Here is a 17,096-nt window from a genome sequence, read left to right as displayed (position 1 = left end):
TCTCATGGACTTCACTGTATCACCGCGCATCGAAGAGTTTCGGACGCGCATCGCCGCTTTTGTTGAGAGCAAGGTGCTCCCGCTAGAAGCTAACCGTTCAAGCTACGACGAGCACGACAACATCCGGCTCGATCTCGCGGACAAACTGCGCGCCGAGGCGCGAGCTGAGGGCTTATGGTGCCTTCAGCTCAAGCCGAACACGGGCGGACAAGGCCTCGGCAAGATGGGCATGGCGGTTTGCTATGAGGCCATGAACCGTTCGATCTTTGGGCCCGTCATTTTCAATTCCGCGGCGCCCGATGATGGCAACATGATGCTTCTGGAAGCCGTGGGCACGGAAACTCAGAAGGAGCGCTGGCTAAAACCAATCGTGGGGGGAAAAGTCCGCTCCGCCTTTGCCATGACGGAGCCGATGCCCGGCGGGGGCTCGGACCCTTCCATGATTCAAACAAGGGCTGAGAAACGTGGCGGAAAATACATCATAACCGGCCGCAAATGGTTCATCACTGGTGCGGACGAAGCGCAGCACTTCATTTTGATCGCCAAAACCTCTGACGATCCCCGCAAGGGACTGACAGCTTTCTTGTTCGATCGCAATCAGCCGGGTTGGCGCATTGAACGCCGGATCGAAATCATGGGGCCGGAGGAGCACGGAGGCCACTGCGAACTCGTGTTCGATGGCCTGGAAATCCCGGCCTCCGAAGTCATTATGAACGAGGGTGACGGGCTGAAGGCGACGCAAATCCGACTGGGCCCAGCCCGGCTAACCCATTGCATGCGTTGGCTCGGCCTGTCGAAGCGCTGCGTTGAGATCGCCCGCGCCTACGCCTCCGAACGTTCCGGGTTCGGCGTCCGGCTAGCGGATCGCGAGTCGATCCAAATGATGCTGGGCGGTCTCGCCATGAAAGTAGAGATCGGCCGATTGCTGGTGATGAAGGCTGCCTGGGAACTCGATCGCGGTCGTTTCGCCCGCAAAGAGGTCTCGATGGCGAAGGTTCACGTCGCCAATTTGCTCCATGAAGCCGCTGACATCGCCATCCAGATCAACGGTGCACGCGGCTATTCAAAAGACACTGTGCTGGAATGGATTTACCGATACGCCCGACAGGCGCGCCTCGTCGATGGCGCTGACGAAGTGCACAAGATGGTTCTGAACAATCATCTTGAGAAGCACGGCGCAGACTTCTGGCGCTGGGAAGCGTCTTCAAATGACTGAGGTTCATGAAGGGTCGGCGGCTCGAGCCGGATCCGTCGAGTTCTCGATGGAGAGGCTCAGCGCTTATCTCGATGCCGCATTTGGAAGGGGGGCCCTCAAACTCGACCGGGTCGGCGGCGGTCAGTCCAACCCGACCTTCTTCGTCGACCACGGGGGCCGCCGCATGGTCCTCCGTAAGAAGCCGCCTGGCGAAATCCTGCCGGGCGCACATGCGGTTGAGCGCGAGTATCGCGTGCTCAAGGCACTGGAGAAGACCGATGTGCCGGCGCCGAAGGCATTGATGCTGTGCGAAGATACTGGGGTCGTTGGGACACCTTTCTATCTGATGGAGCGCGTAGAAGGTCGCGTCTTTCACGATTGCTCGCTCACGGACGTTGCACCAGAAGAACGCCGGCCGCTCTATTACGCAACAGCCGACGCCATGGCGAAACTGCATGCGGTCGATCCAAATGCAATTGGCTTGTCGGACTATGGGAAACCCGGGAATTACTTCCAGCGCCAGATTACGCGCTGGTCACGTCAGTACCATGAATCCCCATCGCATCGCATTCCCGCCCTTGACCGAGTGATCTCCTGGCTAAGCGATCACCAGCCACCAGAAGACGGTCGAATCGCGATCGCTCACGGCGACTTCCGGGTTGGAAACATGCTCTTCCATCCCACGCGGCCGGAGGTGGTCGCAATCCTTGATTGGGAGCTCTCTACGCTTGGTCATCCCCTCGCAGACCTGGGGTTGTGCTGTATGCCGTGGCGCTCCGCTCCCGACGAGTATGGAGGCATGCTGGGTCTCGATTTGGAGTCTTTGCAACTTCCGACCGAGAACGAGTTTGTGCGCCGCTATTATGGGAGCGCCGTGCCGACAGTGCCGTTGACTCCATTCCACGTATGCTTTGCGCTTTTCCGCTTCGCAGTGATTTTCGTCGGCATTGCCGACCGCGCTCGCGCGGGCAACGCGGCCTCCGCCGACGCGGCTGCGGTTGGACCACTGGCGGTGCGTTTTGCGGAAAGAGCATGGGAAGCCGCCAGGGAGCTGACCCATCCAAACTAATAGCCACGGGCGAACGGCCTCGATCAGGAGGCTATTCGTGACGTGCCCATCAAGACGAGGACTCCATGAGCAGCGAGAAGATCCGTTACGTCCAGTTGGACAATCCGCCTGTAAATGCGCTTTCACATTCTCTCCGCGCCTCGATCGTGGAACAACTGAGAAGTGCTAATGACGATCCCTCAATTGAAGCGATTGTTCTTCTCGGGTCTGAGAAGACCTTCTCGGCTGGCGCCGACATCAGCGAATTCGGCACTCCGAAAGCAACGGCTGCACCGGATTTCCCGCAGATACTCCAGGCTGTCGAAGGCAGCGCGAAACCGGTAATCGCTGCAATTTCAGGTATCTGCATGGGTGGCGGTCTTGAACTCGCCCTAGCAGCGCATGCGCGTGCCGCAAAACCCGATGCCCGATTGGCACTGCCGGAGGTCAATATCGGCATCATCCCGGGCGCCGGCGGCACCCAACGGCTTCCGCGGGCGGTGCAACCGGCCGATGCGGTCGACATGATCGTCACCGGGCGCGTGCGAAGTGCTCGTGACCTGGCCGGGAGCGGATTGCTTGATGCTATCGACGATGATGTCGTCAACGCAGCCACTAAAATTGCCCAGGACCTCGCTAGCGGCGCTCGGCAGCAGTCTCTGCTCCGCGACCGAGCTGTCGACGCCGAAGCTGTAATGGCAGCAGTTGAAGCCCGTCGAACTCCAGGGTTGCGTCCGGCTGCAATCGCCGCGCTCGAGGCCATCACCGCGACAGCGAAGTTGCCGTTCGAGGAAGGAATTGCGCTCGAAAGCCGCATTTTCAATGAGCTTGAAAACAGCCCTGAAGCCAAGGCTCTGCGCTATGCTTTTTTTGCGGAGCGAGCCGCCGGCAAGCTTGACGGACCAACGGTCCAAGCGAAACGCATCGAAACCGTCGGCATCGTCGGCAGCGGGACGATGGGCCGCGGCATTGCGATAGCAGTCGCCCGAGCCGGGATCTCGGTTCGACTGGTTGATGCCAATCCCGCGGCGCTCACCGCCGCCCAAAACGCGATCGGTACAATGTTTGATCGCGACGTGGAGAAGAATCGCATCTCCGCTCCGCAGCGAGACTCTGCATTGTCCCGCATTACATACCATGAAGATCTTCCAGACTTGCGGTCGGTCGATATGGTGATCGAGGCGGTGTTTGAAGACATGAATGTCAAGCACGAGGTATTCTCGATGCTGGATAAGATCTGCAGACCCGATGCGATCCTGGCCTCGAACACTTCGATGCTCGACATCAATGAAATCGCATCGAGAACATCCGATCCGCCGCGTGTCGTAGGACTGCATTTCTTCTCTCCAGCAAACGTCATGCGTTTGCTCGAAGTTGTGAGGAGTGATGAGACCTCTCGAGAAACCCTTGCAACAGCACTGGATTTTGCAAAACGGATCGGGAAGGTCGCTGTCGTGGCCGGTAGTTGCCACGGATTCATCGGCAACCGGATGCTCGAGGCTTACCTGGACCGGACATACCTTATGGTCGAAGAGGGTGTCAGCCCCTATGAGATCGACGATGCTCTGGAGGAATGGGGAATGGCTATGGGGCCGTTCCGGATGCTCGACTTGGTAGGGAACGACGTTTCCCATCGCGTGCGTTTAGATCGACGCCGACGGTTCCCGGAAACGTATATCTCTCCAATCGGAGAGATCATGACCCCGGCTGGTCGCCTGGGCCAGAAGTCGGGTGCCGGCTGGTACGATTTCACGCCTGGAAAAGCCAGAGGGGTGCCTGCGAAGGCAGCTGAACAACTCCTTGAAGAGGCGCGACGCAGCATCGGGCGCACACCGCGTTCATATTCACGCGGGGAGATCGTGGCGGAGCTCACCGAGGCATTGGCAAAGGAGGGGGCCGCGATTCTCGCAGAAGGACATGCCGCTTCTGCAACCGACATCGATGTCGTCTATCTGAATGGATACGGTTTTCCGCGCCATCGCGGTGGTCCGATGTTTGCTGCGGAGCTTGAGGCCTCGACACAAAGCTGAAGCTCACCCGTAAAAACAGTTCTCTGGAGTATACTATGAAGGCGTTGCTTAGCCGCGAGCCCGGCGGCCCAGACACTCTCCACTGGGCCGATATACCCGCGCCTGTACCTGGTCCGGGACAACTGCTGGTTCGAACGGCCGGCGTCGGGCTCAATTTCCCGGACGGCTTGATCATTGAAGACCTCTATCAGATCAAGCCCGAGAGACCCTTCTCGCCGGGTGGGGAACTGGCAGGTATGGTGGAGATGGTCGGCGAGGGCGTTGCTGGCTTTCGTGTCGGTGATGCGGTGGTCGCCGTAACATTGTTCGGCGCTCTGCAAGAGCTCGTCGTGATCGATGCCTCAAACTGCGCCGCGATAGCTGCAGAATTCGACCTGATTTCAGCATCTGTTTTCCCGTTCGTATACGGCACCGTATGGCATGCCCTTGTCGAACGTGGAGGCCTGAAGGAAGGGGAGAGAGTTCTTGTGCTGGGCGCAGGAGGCGGAATTGGACAAGCTGCCTGCGAGGTCGCAAAGGCGCTCGGCGGTATCGTGCTAGCAGCGGCCAGTAGCCGCGAGAAACTCGACGCCGCGTTGGCAGCGGGCGCGGATGTCGTGATCGAGTATCCGGCCGAAATGACGACCACGGACCAAAGGCCATTGGGCGCGGCCTTGAAGAGCAGCGCAGGCCCGTCAGGGATTGATGTGGTCGTGGATCCGGTGGGCGGCCTCTACGCCGAGCCGGCGCTGAGGGCGGTCGGTTGGGAAGGTCGATATCTCGTCATTGGCTTTACCGCAGGGATTCCGAACCTGCCTCTCAATTTGCCGCTCCTAAAGGGTTGCGATATTCGCGGCGTCTTCTGGGGTGAAGTTCTGCGGCGAAATCCGAATGCTTTTTCGAGCCAAGTGGGCGCCATGCTTGAGCACATCAAGGCTGGCCGTTTGCGGCCCAAGCCCACCGTTGTCCTTCCATTCGATAAAGCGTCAGATGGCATCGCTTTGATCAAGGCTCGCGCCGCGGCCGGCAAGATCGCGATTGATCTTCGGAACCTTAAGACGTGAGCTTGCCATGGGGTGCGGCGGCAATGTGCGCCGCCTCCCGTATAGTTTTTCGAGCGAAGATATTGCAGACGCATTTCCGGTCGCGTTCCGGGCTAGTGGCCATCTAGCGATCGACTCATCGGGGGCCGCTCAGGTTCACCAACTCAGCCGTATGCTCGCCCAGACGTGTGGCGGGCGGCGCAGGTGACAAGCACGATCCCTTAGTTTGATCGGAAATCCCAGCAGCAATAGTCTGGCCTGGATGACGGTGCGGACTCCTGAAATCAGCAGCAGTGCTGACGGAGTCACCTGAGAGAGTGCGTCCGGTCAGCTCAGTGTGAGTAGCAGATCCTTGGTGTCGATCTGGTCGCCGGCCTTGACCAGCACCTCGCTCACCGTACCGTCGCGGTCCGCATGCAGCGAGGTCTCCGTCTTCATGGCCTCGATCGACAGCAGGACGTCACCGGCCTTGATCGCCTGTCCTGCGGACACGGCCACGGTGGAGATCACCCCGGGCATCGGCGCGCCGACCTGGCCGGGATGGCCTGCTTCCGCCTTTCGGCAAACCGGCCGGCTGGCGACGCGGTTGCGGTCCGGCACCTTGACGATTCGGGGCTGGCCGTTGAGCTCGAAGAACACCTTGACCATCGCCTGCTCGTCGGGCTCCGCGGTCGCCTGGTGCTGGATCACGAGCGTCTTGCCGGTGTAGATCTCGGGCAGCACCTCTTCACCGACCGCCACACCGTAAAAATAGGCCGGCGTCGGCAGGGTGCTGACCGGGCCGTATTTCTCTGCCGCCATCGCAAAGTCGGTGAAGACCTTCGGATACATCAGATAGGAGGCGAATTCGGGGCCGCTGACGGGGCGGCCGAGCTGTGCCTCGACGGTCTTGCGCTCGGCGGCGAGGTCGGCGTCCGGCAGGAGCGAGCCGGGGCGAGCGGTAAAGGGCGCCTCGCCCTTCAGGGCCTTCGTCTGCAGGGCCTCGGGCCAGCCTCCCGGCGGCTGTCCCAGATCCCCCTTCAGCATCGAGACGACAGATTCCGGAAAGGCGATATCGCGGTCCGGGCTCTCGACATCGGCGACGGTGAGGTCTTGGCTGACCATCATCAAGGCCATGTCGCCGACCACCTTGGAGGAGGGGGTCACCTTGACGATGTCGCCGAACATGCGGTTCGCATCGGCATAGGCTTGCGCCACGCCGTGCCACCGCGTCTCCAGCCCGAGCGCGCGGGCCTGTTCCTTGAGGTTGGTGAATTGGCCGCCCGGCATCTCATGGAGATAGACCTCGGAGGCGGGGCCCTTCAGGTCACTCTCGAAGGCGGCGTACTGGCTGCGGACGGCTTCCCAATAGAACGAGATGCGCCGGATCCAGGCCGTGTCGAGCCCGGGGTCCCGGTCGGTGCCGCTCAGGGCTTCCACGATCGAGCCCAAGCAGGGCTGCGAGGTCCCTCCCGAGAAGGCGTCCATCGCCGCATCGACGATGTCGACGCCGGCTTCGACCGCGGCCAGCACGGTCGCGGCGGCGATGCCCGAGGTATCGTGGGTGTGGAAATGGATCGGAATGTCCGTCGCCTCCCGCAGGGCCTTGAACAGGATCTGCGCGGCGCGCGGCTTGAGCAGCCCGGCCATGTCCTTGACCGCGATGATATGCGCGCCCGCCTTTTCCAGCTGGGCGGCGAGGCCGGCATAGTACTTCAGATCGTATTTCGGCCGGGCGGAGTTGAGGATGTCGCCGGTATAGCAGATCGCCGCCTCGCAGAGCTTGCCCTCGGCGAGAACGCCATCCATCGCGACGCGCATGTTCTCGACCCAGTTCAGGCAGTCGAAAATTCGGAATACGTCGATCCCGCCCCTGGCGGCCTCGCGGATGAAATAGCGCACGACATTGTCGGGGTAGTTCTTGTAGCCGACGCCGTTGGCGCCGCGCAGCAGCATCTGGAACAGGATGTTGGGCGCGCCTTCGCGGATACGGGCGAGACGCTCCCAGGGATCCTCCGTCAGGAAGCGCATGGCGACGTCGAAGGTCGCCCCGCCCCAGCATTCGAGCGAGAACAGGTTCGGCAGCGCGCTCGCATAGACCGGCGCGATCCGGGCGATGTCATACGTCCGCATCCGCGTCGCAAGAAGCGACTGGTGGGCGTCCCGCATGGTGGTGTCGGTGAGCAGCACCTGCTTCTGGTCGCGCACCCAGCGGGCAAATCCCTGCGGACCCAGCTCGGCGAGCTTCTCGCGGGTGCCCGGCATGATCGGCGCGTCGACGAAAGGCAGCACGGGCGCGGCGGCATCGGCCGGAGCGCGGTCGCGGTCGCGCGTCTCGGGATGGCCGTTCACCGTCACGTCGGCGAGATAGCTCAGCAGCTTGGTCGCACGATCCTGCCGCTTCACCTGCCGGAAAAGCTCGGGCGTCGTGTCGATGAAGCGGGTCGTGTAGCTCAGATCGGCAAAGGACGGGTGGCCGACGATCGCCTCGAGGAAGGTCAGGTTCGTCGCGACGCCGCGGATCCGGAACTCGCGCAAGGCGCGATCCATGCGCGCGATCGCCTCATGCGGCGTCGGCGCCCAGGCGGTGACCTTCTCCAGGAGCGGGTCGTAGTGGCGCGTGATCACCGCGCCGGGATAGGCGGTGCCGCCATCGAGCCGGATGCCGAAGCCGGAAGCCGCGCGATAGCCGGTGATGCGGCCATAGTCCGGGATGAAGCTCTGCTCGGGGTCCTCGGTCGTCACGCGGCACTGGAGTGCGTGGCCGTTGAGACGGATCGCCTCCTGGGGCGGCACGCCTGAGGCTTCCGTGCCGATGGCATGGCCTTCGAGGATGTGGATCTGCGCCTTGACGATGTCGATCCCGGTGACGAGCTCGGTGACCGTATGCTCGACCTGGATGCGCGGATTGACCTCGATGAAGTAGAATCGGCCGGTGTCGACATCCATCAGGTACTCGACCGTGCCCGCGCCGACATAGTTCGACGCCCTGGCGATGCGCAGGGAGTAGTCGGCGAGCTCGGCCCGCTGTGCGTCGGTGAGATAAGGGGCGGGCGCCCGCTCGACGACCTTCTGATTGCGCCGCTGGATCGAGCAGTCGCGTTCGAAAAGGTGGACCGCGTTGCCATGGGTGTCGCCGAGGATCTGGCTCTCGACATGGCGGGCCCGCTCGACGAGCTTCTCCAGATAGACCTCGTCCTTGCCGAAGGCGGCCTTGGCCTCACGCTTCGCTTCGGTGACCTCGCGAGCGAGATCGGCGGCGGCGCGTATGACGCGCATGCCGGGCCCGCCGCCGCCCCAGGAGGCCTTGAGCATCACCGGGTAGCCGATCGTCTCGGCCATCTGCGCCACCACCGCCATGTCGTCGGGCAGCGGATCCGTGGCGGGCACGACCGGCACGCCGACCGAAATGGCGAGGTTGCGGGCCGCGACCTTGTTGCCGAGTTGCCGCATCGTATCGGCAGTCGGGCCGATGAAGGCGATGCCGGCCTTGTTGCAGACCTCGACGAATTCCGGACTTTCGGAGAGCAATCCATATCCGGGGTGGATCGCATCGGCGTGCGATAGCTTCGCCACCCGGATCACCTCGTCGATCGACAGATAGCTCTCGATCGGGCCGAGATCCTTCCGCAGATGCGGACCACGCCCGATCCGGTAGCTCTCATCCGCCTTGAAGCGGTGGAGCGAGAGCTTGTCTTCCTCGGCCCAGACCGCGACCGTCTTGAGGCCAAGCTCATTGGCCGCCCGAAAGACGCGGATCGCGATCTCAGACCGGTTGGCGACAAGGATCTTTGTGATGGTCTTGACCATATTGACAGTCCCGCGCTTGCACAGCGTCTCACGGCTGCATGCGACGCAGTTCTGCTGAGAACTGGGGTCATTGAGCACCGATCAGACGAGCTTGGAGGAGATCGATTTTCCGCAGCCGTACATTTGGCGTTCACAAGCTTGAGACGAGTGATCTGGCCCTTTCAAAGGGCAGGCCAATCGCCTCAAGGCCATAAAGCGCGCATGTACGGTCGGGCTGGTCCGGCGCTGCACCGGGCAGAATTCTGCCACTTGCCCACACAGCGAGTCAGAACCCATTCAGTTGCGAAGCGATACTTGCGGTCCCTACAGCGTTACGGTCCGGTCGATGGACAGGATGAACGGCGTGTTCTTAGGCACGAAATTCTCCTCGTCCTGTAACACCTCGGCCCAGAGAGGAGCGGCTACCGCCTCGCGCATCGCGTCCGTGCCGTCGAACCATGCCTCCGTCACGCCGTCGTAATCGGGCCATGTCGGCTCGGCGTATTCCTCCATCAGCGTGTGGGATTGCACATAACGCCGGATCTGCGGCTGTTTTGCCACCAGTGGCCCGTGGATCTTTTCCCAGTGGTCATGGAAGGCAGCGGTCTCCATGCCCGGCCGGCGGGTCAGAAACTCGATCAGCCGCAGCATGCCGTCGGAGCGCGGCCCGTCCTTGATCACGGCCTCCTGCGCGACGATCGATTTCGTCGCGGCGGTGTCGGTGAAAATGTCGAGGTCGGCGCTCGCCGCGCCAAAAGCGGCGCCAGCGCGCATCGCCTGGAGCGCCTCGACCGAATCCACCCAGAACTTCTCGACGCCGTCGAAAATCGGCGCGACCGTCCGGGCATAGGCTGACGGCTTCACATGGTTTTGCTCGTAGTGGCGCAGGCCTGGAATTCTCGCGGCCAGCCGCCTATGGGTGTCACTCCAGTAAGCCTGGAAGTCTTCGACCGGCATGCCCGGCTTCCGGCGGTAGCAGAAGATCAGCTTTATCATCGATATCCCTTTACGATCTGCCGGTTCAGAACATGTAGCGCTTGAAGCCGCCATCGACGGGAATGACCGTGCCGGTGATGTAGCCCGCCCGCGGCGATGCCAGGAACGTCACCAGGTCGGCCAGTTCTTCCGGCTCGCCGAAGCGCCCCATGGGAATGAGGTCCTCGGAGAACTGCTTTTCGCGTTCAGGCGCATAAAGTCGCGTCATCTGCTCCGAATGGATCTTGCCCGGACCAATGCAGTTGACGGTAATCCCGTCCTTCGCCACGAGGTCCGACACGCCCTTCGCCCAAGCATGGACCGCGACCTTGGCGACGCCGGCGGAATTGAGCCCCATGACCTCGCTGGGACCGGTGACGTTCAGGATGCGGCCCCAGCGCCGCTGCTGCATTCCGGGCAGGACGTATTTGGCGACCTGCCGGTGGCGTAGCCAGTTCAGCGTCATGGACGCCTCCCAATCCTCCTCGCTTTCGTCCAGGCCGATCGTCTTGCTGGCACCCATGCAGTTGACCAGGATGTCGATGCCGCCATGCGTCTCCATGGCGCGCGCCGTGACGGTCTGCGGTGCGTCGGGCGCCATCATGTCCGCCTCGATCGTGCCGACCTTCGGCGATCCGGCCTGACGGCAGGCCTCCGCCACCTCGTCCAGCAGGTTCGGGCGGCGGCCCACGATCGCCAGCTCCACGCCTTCGGCGGCAAGCGACAACGCGATGGCGCGGCCAATACCGATACTCGCGCCGGTCACGAGAGCCCGGAGCCCTTGCAGATGGAGATCCATGTCATCCTCCCGATGCGGCGCGCTGGCGCTTCCGCCGGCTGCGTTTTGCCCGCGTTTCCGTCAGCTTCCGGCGCCGACAAAGGCTGCCCGCGCCACATCGAAGGCGCCGGCCGTCAGGCCTCGCTCGCGCAGCAGATTGCGCTGCACCTTCTCGGTCTTGGTGCGCGGAAGGGCGTCGACGATCTCGATGTAGCGGGGGCGGCAGAACTTCGGCAGGACCTGTTCGGCAAAGCGGGCGATGTCCTGCGGCCCGATGGCCTGGCCTTCCACCAGCACGGCAGCGACCATGATTTCGTCCTCGCCGTCGTCGAGATCCGAGGGCACGGCGAAGACCGCGGCTTCCTTGATCGCGTCCAGGCGTTCAAGCGCTTCCTCCACCTCGTAGGAGGACACATTCTCGCCGCGCCTGCGGATACGGTCCTTGATGCGGTCGATGAAGAAAACGAAGCCGTCCTCATCCATCCGCCCGGCATCGCCGGTATGGAACCAGAGATTGCGGGTGGCCTCGACCGTCTTTTCCGGCATGCCGTCATAGCCGGCCATGAAGCCGCTCGCCGCGTTCGGGCGCACGACGATCTCGCCGACGCTGTTGCGCGGCATCTCGCGGTCGGTATCCGGATCCACGATGCGCACGTCGAAATAGGGTCCGTATGCCTTGCCGCAGGAGCCGGACCGGGTGTCGCCCACCTTCTCGTAGGTCGGGATGTTGCATTCCGTCATGCCGTAGCTGGAAACGATTTCCGGCACGCCGAAGCGCTCGCGCCAGACCTTTTCATGCTCCGTCAGATTGGGGCCGGGCATGACGAGCCGCAGCTTGTGCTGCCTGTCCCTCGGGCTCGGTGGCTGGTTGAGCACGAAGGGAATGACGGCGCCCACCACCACGGTCAGTGTCACGCCATGGGAGATCACGTCGTCCAGCCAGGCGCTGGCGCTGAATTTCGGCCGGATGACGACCGCCGCGCCGGAAACCAGACCTCCATAGACCTGAATGAACAGGCCGTTGACATGGTAGAGCGGCAGCACGTCGTAGAGCACGTCGTCCGGCGTCATCAGCGTGTTGTCGGCCATGCCCAGCCCGTAGAGGTAACAATGGGCATGCGGCATGAGCACGCCCTTCGAAGGCCCCGTCGTGCCGGAGGTATAGAGGATGCAGGCAATGTCCTGCGGCCGCGGCATGGGGCCGTCGTAAAGCCCGGCGCCGCGCCAGCCTGCGAAGGGCAGGATACGGCGGGCCTCATGTCCGGGGAATGCTTCCGCGCCAACCACCACGATCGTCCCGACATCGGGTGCCTGATGAAGGACCTCGGCCAGGGGCGCGATGCACTGGCCGCCGACGATGGCGTAGCGGGCCTTCGAACGCAGGACCTGCGATTCGAGGATCGGGCCGCTGAGGCCGGTATTCATAGCGACCATGATGGCGCCGAGCCGTCCCAGCCCAATCCAGATGCGGATGAAATCGAGGCTGTTCGGGGTCATGACGATCACCCGGTCGCCCGGCTGGATACCGAGACCGTTGAGATAGTCCGCGACGCGTCGGGCATCCTCGTTTGCCTGCGCGTAGCTCAGCACGCCTTCGCCGATGCTGACGATAAAGGGCTTGTCCCCTAGGCTTTTCGCCTGCGCGGCCACCACGACCGGCAGGCTCCATTGCGTATTGTCGTACTTCGCCTCGAACATGTGTGCGCTGCTCCGCCTATCGCCTGAATCCAAGCACACCGTCCTTGAGAACGGTTCTGTCCGCGCCGACTTTCGTCACGAACCGTATGCGCCCCTCTTCGCGCCACAACTCCAGGCGAAGCCGCTCGCCGGGATATACCGGCGCCGAAAAGCGGGCACCCACCTCCGCGACGAGGCCATCCGCGACGCGGGCATCCTGCCGGGCAAGAGCGTGAACGCTCATGCCGAGCGTGCACAGGCCGTGAAGAAGCGGCTTCTCGAGCCCCAATCCGCGGGCCGCATCCGGATCGATATGGATCGGATTGCCGTCGCCGCACAGCCGATAGAGAGCGGCCTGGTCGGGCCGCGTCTCGACCTCCAGGATGCCATCCGGCCCGCGGTCGGGCAGAGGCTCCGGCTCGACGCGTTCCGCCCTGGGCGCGCCGTCCAACCCGCCATCCCCCATGCAAAACAGCGAGCTCGTGGCACGCGCCAGAAGACTGTTGTCACTCGCGGAAAACACTTCGGCGACGACATCGACGATCAGGCCCTTGCCCGCGCCGCGGTCGGCGACCGTCCCGATATGATAGCGGACGACGATCGATCCCTCCGGCGCCAGCGGCTGGAGGATTTCCAGCCGTTCGGAGCCGTGCAGGAGCCGCTTCAGGTCGACGCCGAGCTGCGGCAGCCAGGCATTGGTCGGCCAGCACAGGATACTGTAGAATGAAGGCAGGGGTTTCAGCCCTTTTTCGTAAACGAAGGGAAGCGCCTCTCCGGCCGGAAGATCGGCGCCGGCGCCCACGGCCAGCGCATAGAGGATAACCTCCCGCGTGCCGTACGTGGCGCGCGCCTCGGGCGGGCGGTATTCTCTCAGGTGCTTGTAGGTCAGCACGTTTCCTGCTCCTTGTGCCGCCGTCGTCACTGCCGCATGCCGGTCTTCGCGACGCGATAGGCGTCCATCAGACGTGCCGTCTGCTCGCCGATGGACGGAAAGGCCTGCGCTCCGTCCAGCGAGACGATCTCATCGATGCGGGTTGCGATGTCGTCGACGTCAGGCGTGCCCTCGCCGAAGGTCACGCCCCTGCCATGCACCATGCGATTGATCGCGAAATGGCGCGCGCCGGCGGTGAAGATGCCGCCGCTCTCACTGCAGGCCTCGCTGCACAGATAGGCGACCATGGGCGCCACATATTCCGGCTTCATCGCCTCGGCGGTCTCGCTATCCAGCAAGGCCTCGGTCATGCGCGTCGTGGCCGACGGCGCCAGGCAGTTGATGAGGACGCCCTTGCGGCCCAGCTCCAGCTTGACCGCGTTGGCAAAACCGACGAGCGCCATCTTGGCCGCCGCGTAGTTCGACTGGCCGAAATTGCCGTAAAGCCCGGACGGCGAGGTGGTGAGAACGATGCGACCATAGCCTCTCTCGACCATGACCGCCGCAGCCGCCCGCGCGCAGAAGAAACTCCCCATCATGTGGATGTCCATGACGGCGCGGAAATCCTCGTCCGTCATCTTCAGAAGCGAGCGGTCGCGCAGAATGCCGGCATTGCATACGAGAATATCCAGCCCGCCGAACGCCGCGACCGCCTGATCGACCATGCGCCGTGCGCCCGCCGGATCGGTGACGCTGTCGCCATTGGCGACCGCCTGCCCGCCCGCCGCGTGGATTTCCTCCACCACCCGGTCTGCCGGGCTGTCGCCGCTGGTGCTGCCGTCCAGCCCGGTGCCGAGATCGTTGACGACGACATTCGCGCCAAGGCTGGCCAGAAGCAGCGCATAGTGCCGCCCCAGACCGTTTCCGGCGCCCGTGACCAGCGCTGTCCGTCCGTCGAACCGGATCGTCATTCCGAGGCTCCTGCTTCGCGTTTCCTGAAAACGGGGACGGACCGGCCGTCCCGCTCGATGAATTCCACGTCGACGGCGTCGCCGATGGCGAGGTCGGCGGGATCGTCGCAGAGGATATTGGTGAGCATCGCCACGCCCTCCTCCAGCGACACATAGGCGATCACGTAAGGGGCGCCGGCGCGCCGCATGGTGCTGAGCGTATAGATCTTCCCACGCTCGCGACTTTCCACCCAGGAGGTCTCGTCGGAAAAGCAATGCGGACAGATGTTGCGCGGGTAGAAATGCACCGCGCCACAGGCGTTGCAGGATTTGAGCAGAAGCTTCCCCTTGGATGCCGCTTCCCAGTAGGTCGCAGTTTCGGGATTGGCGAAGGCCGGAACGGATTCGGTCATGACTGGCGCTCCAGAACGAGGGTTGCGCTGGCATGGCGGGTCGAAAGCGGCCCGCCGATCCCCTGCGCGAGCGCCAGGCGGCAGTCCTTAACCTGCACGGCAGGATGCGCCTCGCCGCGCAATTGCCGCACGGCCTCGATGACCTTGGTGATGCCGCCGCGATTGCCGGGATGGTTGTTGCAGAGTCCGCCGCCATCGGTGTTGAAGGGCAGCTTGCCGACGCCCGAGATCAGGTTGCCATCGGCAACGAAGCGGCCACCCTTGCCCTTCTCGCAGAAGCCCAGATCTTCGAGCTGCATCAGGACCGTTATGGTGAAGCTGTCATAGATCGAGGCGTAGTCGATGTCGGACGGCGTAACGCCAGCTTCCGCGAAGGCGGCGCGGCCCGAGGCCGCCGCAGCCGTATAGGTCACGTCGATGCGGCCGCCATTCTGCGTTTTGATCGCCTCGCCCGCGCCCATGACCGAAACGAGCGGGCTTTTCAGGCTTCTGGCAATTTCCGGGCGGGCGACGATCAGCGCGCCGCCGCCATCGCTGACCACGCAGCAATCGAGCCGATGCAGGGGGTCGGCGATCATCGGCGAGTTCACGACATCCTCGACCGTGACCACGGTCTTCAGCATGGCATGCGGATTGTGCTGTGCGTGATGAGAGGCCGCGACCTTGATCCAGGCGAGCTGCTCGCTGGTCGTGCCGTATTCGTGCATGTGCCGGGCGGCGCACAGCGCGTAGAGATTGACGAGCGCCGCGCCGTACGGGACCTCGAAATCCACGTCCGGTATGGTCGGACTGAGGAAGGGTGACTGCGACGAGACCGAACTCCCTTCGAAGCGCGGCCGGCCGGCGAGCGTGATCAGCGCGACATTGCACTTGCCCGCCGCAATCGCCTGCGCGGCGTGGCTGACATGGGCGAGATAGGACGACCCGCCGGTTTCGGTCGTGTCCACATGGCGAAGCTTCAGCCCCATGTAATCCGCCATCGAGTTGGCGCCGAGGCCGGGAGCCTCGCTGTCGCAGAAATAGCCGTCGATATCCGCTTTGCCGAGGCCGGCGTCACGCAGAGCGCCGAGCGTGGATTCGGCGTGGATCTGCGCCAGCGTGAGATGGGGAGCCTTTCGCGTCGGGTGCTCATAGGCACCTACGATGCAGGCCGTGCCCTTGATCGTCATAAATGGGCCTTTCGTTGTGGATGGTCGCCGGGGTGCGGCCCTTAGCTGAAGACGTCGCGCGCGATGATTTCCTTCATGATCTCGCTGGTTCCGGCCCAGATGCGCTGGATGCGGGCATCGGCGAAGGCGCGGCAGATCGGATATTCGAGCATGTAGCCATTGCCGCCGTGCAGCTGCAGGCATTCATCGGCGACGCGGCCTTGCAGCTCGGTGGATTTCAGCTTCGCCATGGCCGCGATCGACGCATCGAGGCTGTCCTCGCAGACGAGGTCCATGCAGCGGTCGACCATGACGGCAATCACCTGGATTTCCGTCGCCAGTTCCGCCAGCTTGAACCGGGTGTTCTGGAACTCCGACACGGTCCTGCCGAACGCCTTGCGGTTGCGCGTGTATTCGATGGTCGCATCCATCATGCCTTCGCAGGCGCCCAGCGCTTCGACGCTGGCCTGGATACGCTCCCAGGCCAACTCCGTCTTCATGTAGCGGAAGCCCTCACCCTCATTGCCGAGGAGATTGGTATGCGGCACCCGCACATCGTCGAAGAACAGCTCGGCCGTATCCTGGATCTTGCGGCCGAGCTTCTTCAGGTTGCGGCCCTTGCGGAAGCCCGCGCGATCCGCCTCGACAACGAAGAGAGAGATGCCGCGTCCCCGCGCCGCCGGATCGGTCTTGCATGCGACGATCACCAGATCCGCCGAAATGCCGTTGGTTATGAAGATTTTCGAGCCGTTTACGACATAATCGTCGCCGTCGCGGATCGCCGTGGTGCGGATGTTCTGCAGGTCAGAACCGGCATCCGGCTCCGTCATCGCCAGCGCCATGACGATCTCGCCGGTCACGGTCTTGGGCAGCCATTTTGCCTTCTGCTCCTCGGACCCGTAGCGGGTGATATAGGGCGTGGTCATGTTGGAATGGCCGCAAAAGCCGGGGCCGCCCAGAAGAGCGCGTGCCTGCTCCTCGATGGCGATGGCCGCAAACCGCCGGTCGAGGTCGAGCCCGCCATATTCGGAGGGGACGGTCGGCCCGAGAATGCCGAGCTCGCCGGCTTCCAGCCACACCGAGCGCGGCACCATGCCGGCCTCTTCCCAACCGGCCTCCTGCTCCGCCAGCCCCCGCATAAAGGTGCGGACGCTACGGCGGAACATCGCCTGTTCCTGCGTATCCTCACTGCGCAGCAATTTCATTTAGACTCTTCCTCTG

13 protein-coding genes are annotated in these 17,096 nt (G+C 63.3%); 4 read left to right on the top strand and 9 right to left on the bottom strand.

What is annotated here, in order from left to right; all coding sequences use genetic code 11:
* Positions 1-4: 4 nt before the first annotated feature.
* The 4 genes from KIO76_RS29300 to KIO76_RS29285 all read left to right on the top strand — a co-directional run bounded on the left by KIO76_RS29300 (position 5) and on the right by KIO76_RS29285 (position 5,316).
* Positions 5-1,216 (top strand): acyl-CoA dehydrogenase family protein, encoded by a 1,212-nt coding sequence (locus tag KIO76_RS29300; RefSeq protein ID WP_213327220.1) that lies wholly within the window; start codon positions 5-7, stop codon positions 1,214-1,216.
* Positions 1,209-2,264: a phosphotransferase family protein gene (locus KIO76_RS29295; protein WP_249730235.1), complete on the top strand. Its 1,056-nt coding sequence runs from the start codon at positions 1,209-1,211 to the stop codon at positions 2,262-2,264. Before KIO76_RS29300 ends, KIO76_RS29295 begins: the two co-directional genes overlap by 8 nt.
* A 65-nt stretch (positions 2,265-2,329) precedes the next feature.
* Positions 2,330-4,273 carry a 3-hydroxyacyl-CoA dehydrogenase NAD-binding domain-containing protein gene (locus KIO76_RS29290; protein ID WP_213327219.1) on the top strand — a complete coding sequence of 648 codons (1,944 nt, stop codon included), beginning with the start codon at positions 2,330-2,332 and terminating at the stop codon, positions 4,271-4,273.
* Between the two features lie 35 nt (positions 4,274-4,308).
* A complete protein-coding gene (locus KIO76_RS29285) occupies positions 4,309-5,316 on the top strand; it encodes an NADPH:quinone oxidoreductase family protein (RefSeq protein ID WP_213327218.1) in 1,008 nt (335 codons plus the stop codon).
* Positions 5,317-5,622: 306 nt separating this feature from the next.
* On the opposite strand, the gene pyc is transcribed toward KIO76_RS29285, so the two are convergent.
* The 9 genes from pyc to KIO76_RS29240 all read right to left on the bottom strand — a co-directional run bounded on the left by pyc (position 5,623) and on the right by KIO76_RS29240 (position 17,080).
* Positions 5,623-9,084, bottom strand: a complete 3,462-nt coding sequence (gene pyc / locus KIO76_RS29280) for a pyruvate carboxylase (RefSeq protein WP_213327217.1) — start codon at positions 9,082-9,084, stop codon at positions 5,623-5,625.
* 303 nt (positions 9,085-9,387) lie between these two features.
* Entirely contained in the window at positions 9,388-10,059 is a 672-nt protein-coding gene (locus tag KIO76_RS29275) for an EthD domain-containing protein (RefSeq protein ID WP_213327216.1), read from the bottom strand.
* A gap of 25 nt (positions 10,060-10,084) precedes the next feature.
* Positions 10,085-10,837, bottom strand: a complete 753-nt coding sequence (locus KIO76_RS29270; protein ID WP_213327215.1) for an SDR family NAD(P)-dependent oxidoreductase — start codon at positions 10,835-10,837, stop codon at positions 10,085-10,087.
* A 60-nt stretch (positions 10,838-10,897) separates the two neighbouring features.
* The gene (locus tag KIO76_RS29265) at positions 10,898-12,514 is read right to left on the bottom strand and encodes an AMP-binding protein (protein WP_213327214.1); all 1,617 of its coding nucleotides are present in this window, start codon (positions 12,512-12,514) and stop codon (positions 10,898-10,900) included.
* A 16-nt stretch (positions 12,515-12,530) separates the two neighbouring features.
* Positions 12,531-13,385: a MaoC/PaaZ C-terminal domain-containing protein gene (locus tag KIO76_RS29260; protein WP_213327213.1), complete on the bottom strand. Its 855-nt coding sequence runs from the start codon at positions 13,383-13,385 to the stop codon at positions 12,531-12,533.
* Between the two features lie 26 nt (positions 13,386-13,411).
* The gene (locus KIO76_RS29255) at positions 13,412-14,335 is read right to left on the bottom strand and encodes an SDR family NAD(P)-dependent oxidoreductase (RefSeq protein WP_213327212.1); all 924 of its coding nucleotides are present in this window, start codon (positions 14,333-14,335) and stop codon (positions 13,412-13,414) included.
* Positions 14,332-14,727, bottom strand: a complete 396-nt coding sequence (locus KIO76_RS29250; protein WP_213327211.1) for a Zn-ribbon domain-containing OB-fold protein — start codon at positions 14,725-14,727, stop codon at positions 14,332-14,334. The genes KIO76_RS29255 and KIO76_RS29250 overlap by 4 nt, the downstream gene beginning before the upstream one ends.
* Complete coding sequence (locus KIO76_RS29245; protein ID WP_213327210.1) at positions 14,724-15,896, bottom strand: thiolase family protein; 1,173 nt, start codon at positions 15,894-15,896, stop codon at positions 14,724-14,726. The genes KIO76_RS29250 and KIO76_RS29245 overlap by 4 nt, the downstream gene beginning before the upstream one ends.
* A gap of 41 nt (positions 15,897-15,937) precedes the next feature.
* Positions 15,938-17,080: an acyl-CoA dehydrogenase family protein gene (locus tag KIO76_RS29240; RefSeq protein ID WP_249730234.1), complete on the bottom strand. Its 1,143-nt coding sequence runs from the start codon at positions 17,078-17,080 to the stop codon at positions 15,938-15,940.
* Between the last annotated feature and the right edge of the window lie 16 nt (positions 17,081-17,096).

The sequence above is a fragment of the Chelatococcus sp. YT9 genome, from assembly GCF_018398315.1.
In the GTDB taxonomy this organism is placed as follows: Bacteria; Pseudomonadota; Alphaproteobacteria; order Rhizobiales; family Beijerinckiaceae; genus Chelatococcus.
Note: the sequence above shows the minus strand (reverse complement) of the source record. Positions and strands in the feature narration are given on the sequence as shown.

What these genes read in the sequence shown, in the direction of transcription:
- KIO76_RS29300 (WP_213327220.1), top strand. Translation starts at nt 5, where the DNA reads ATGGACTTCACTGTATCACCGCGCATCGAAGAGTTTCGGACGCGCATC.
- KIO76_RS29295 (WP_249730235.1), top strand. Translation starts at nt 1,209, where the DNA reads ATGACTGAGGTTCATGAAGGGTCGGCGGCTCGAGCCGGATCCGTCGAG.
- KIO76_RS29290 (WP_213327219.1), top strand. Translation starts at nt 2,330, where the DNA reads ATGAGCAGCGAGAAGATCCGTTACGTCCAGTTGGACAATCCGCCTGTA.
- KIO76_RS29285 (WP_213327218.1), top strand. Translation starts at nt 4,309, where the DNA reads ATGAAGGCGTTGCTTAGCCGCGAGCCCGGCGGCCCAGACACTCTCCAC.
- pyc (WP_213327217.1), bottom strand. Translation starts at nt 9,084, where the DNA reads ATGGTCAAGACCATCACAAAGATCCTTGTCGCCAACCGGTCTGAGATC.
- KIO76_RS29275 (WP_213327216.1), bottom strand. Translation starts at nt 10,059, where the DNA reads ATGATAAAGCTGATCTTCTGCTACCGCCGGAAGCCGGGCATGCCGGTC.
- KIO76_RS29270 (WP_213327215.1), bottom strand. Translation starts at nt 10,837, where the DNA reads ATGGATCTCCATCTGCAAGGGCTCCGGGCTCTCGTGACCGGCGCGAGT.
- KIO76_RS29265 (WP_213327214.1), bottom strand. Translation starts at nt 12,514, where the DNA reads ATGTTCGAGGCGAAGTACGACAATACGCAATGGAGCCTGCCGGTCGTG.
- KIO76_RS29255 (WP_213327212.1), bottom strand. Translation starts at nt 14,335, where the DNA reads ATGACGATCCGGTTCGACGGACGGACAGCGCTGGTCACGGGCGCCGGA.
- KIO76_RS29250 (WP_213327211.1), bottom strand. Translation starts at nt 14,727, where the DNA reads ATGACCGAATCCGTTCCGGCCTTCGCCAATCCCGAAACTGCGACCTAC.
- KIO76_RS29245 (WP_213327210.1), bottom strand. Translation starts at nt 15,896, where the DNA reads ATGACGATCAAGGGCACGGCCTGCATCGTAGGTGCCTATGAGCACCCG.
- KIO76_RS29240 (WP_249730234.1), bottom strand. Translation starts at nt 17,080, where the DNA reads ATGAAATTGCTGCGCAGTGAGGATACGCAGGAACAGGCGATGTTCCGC.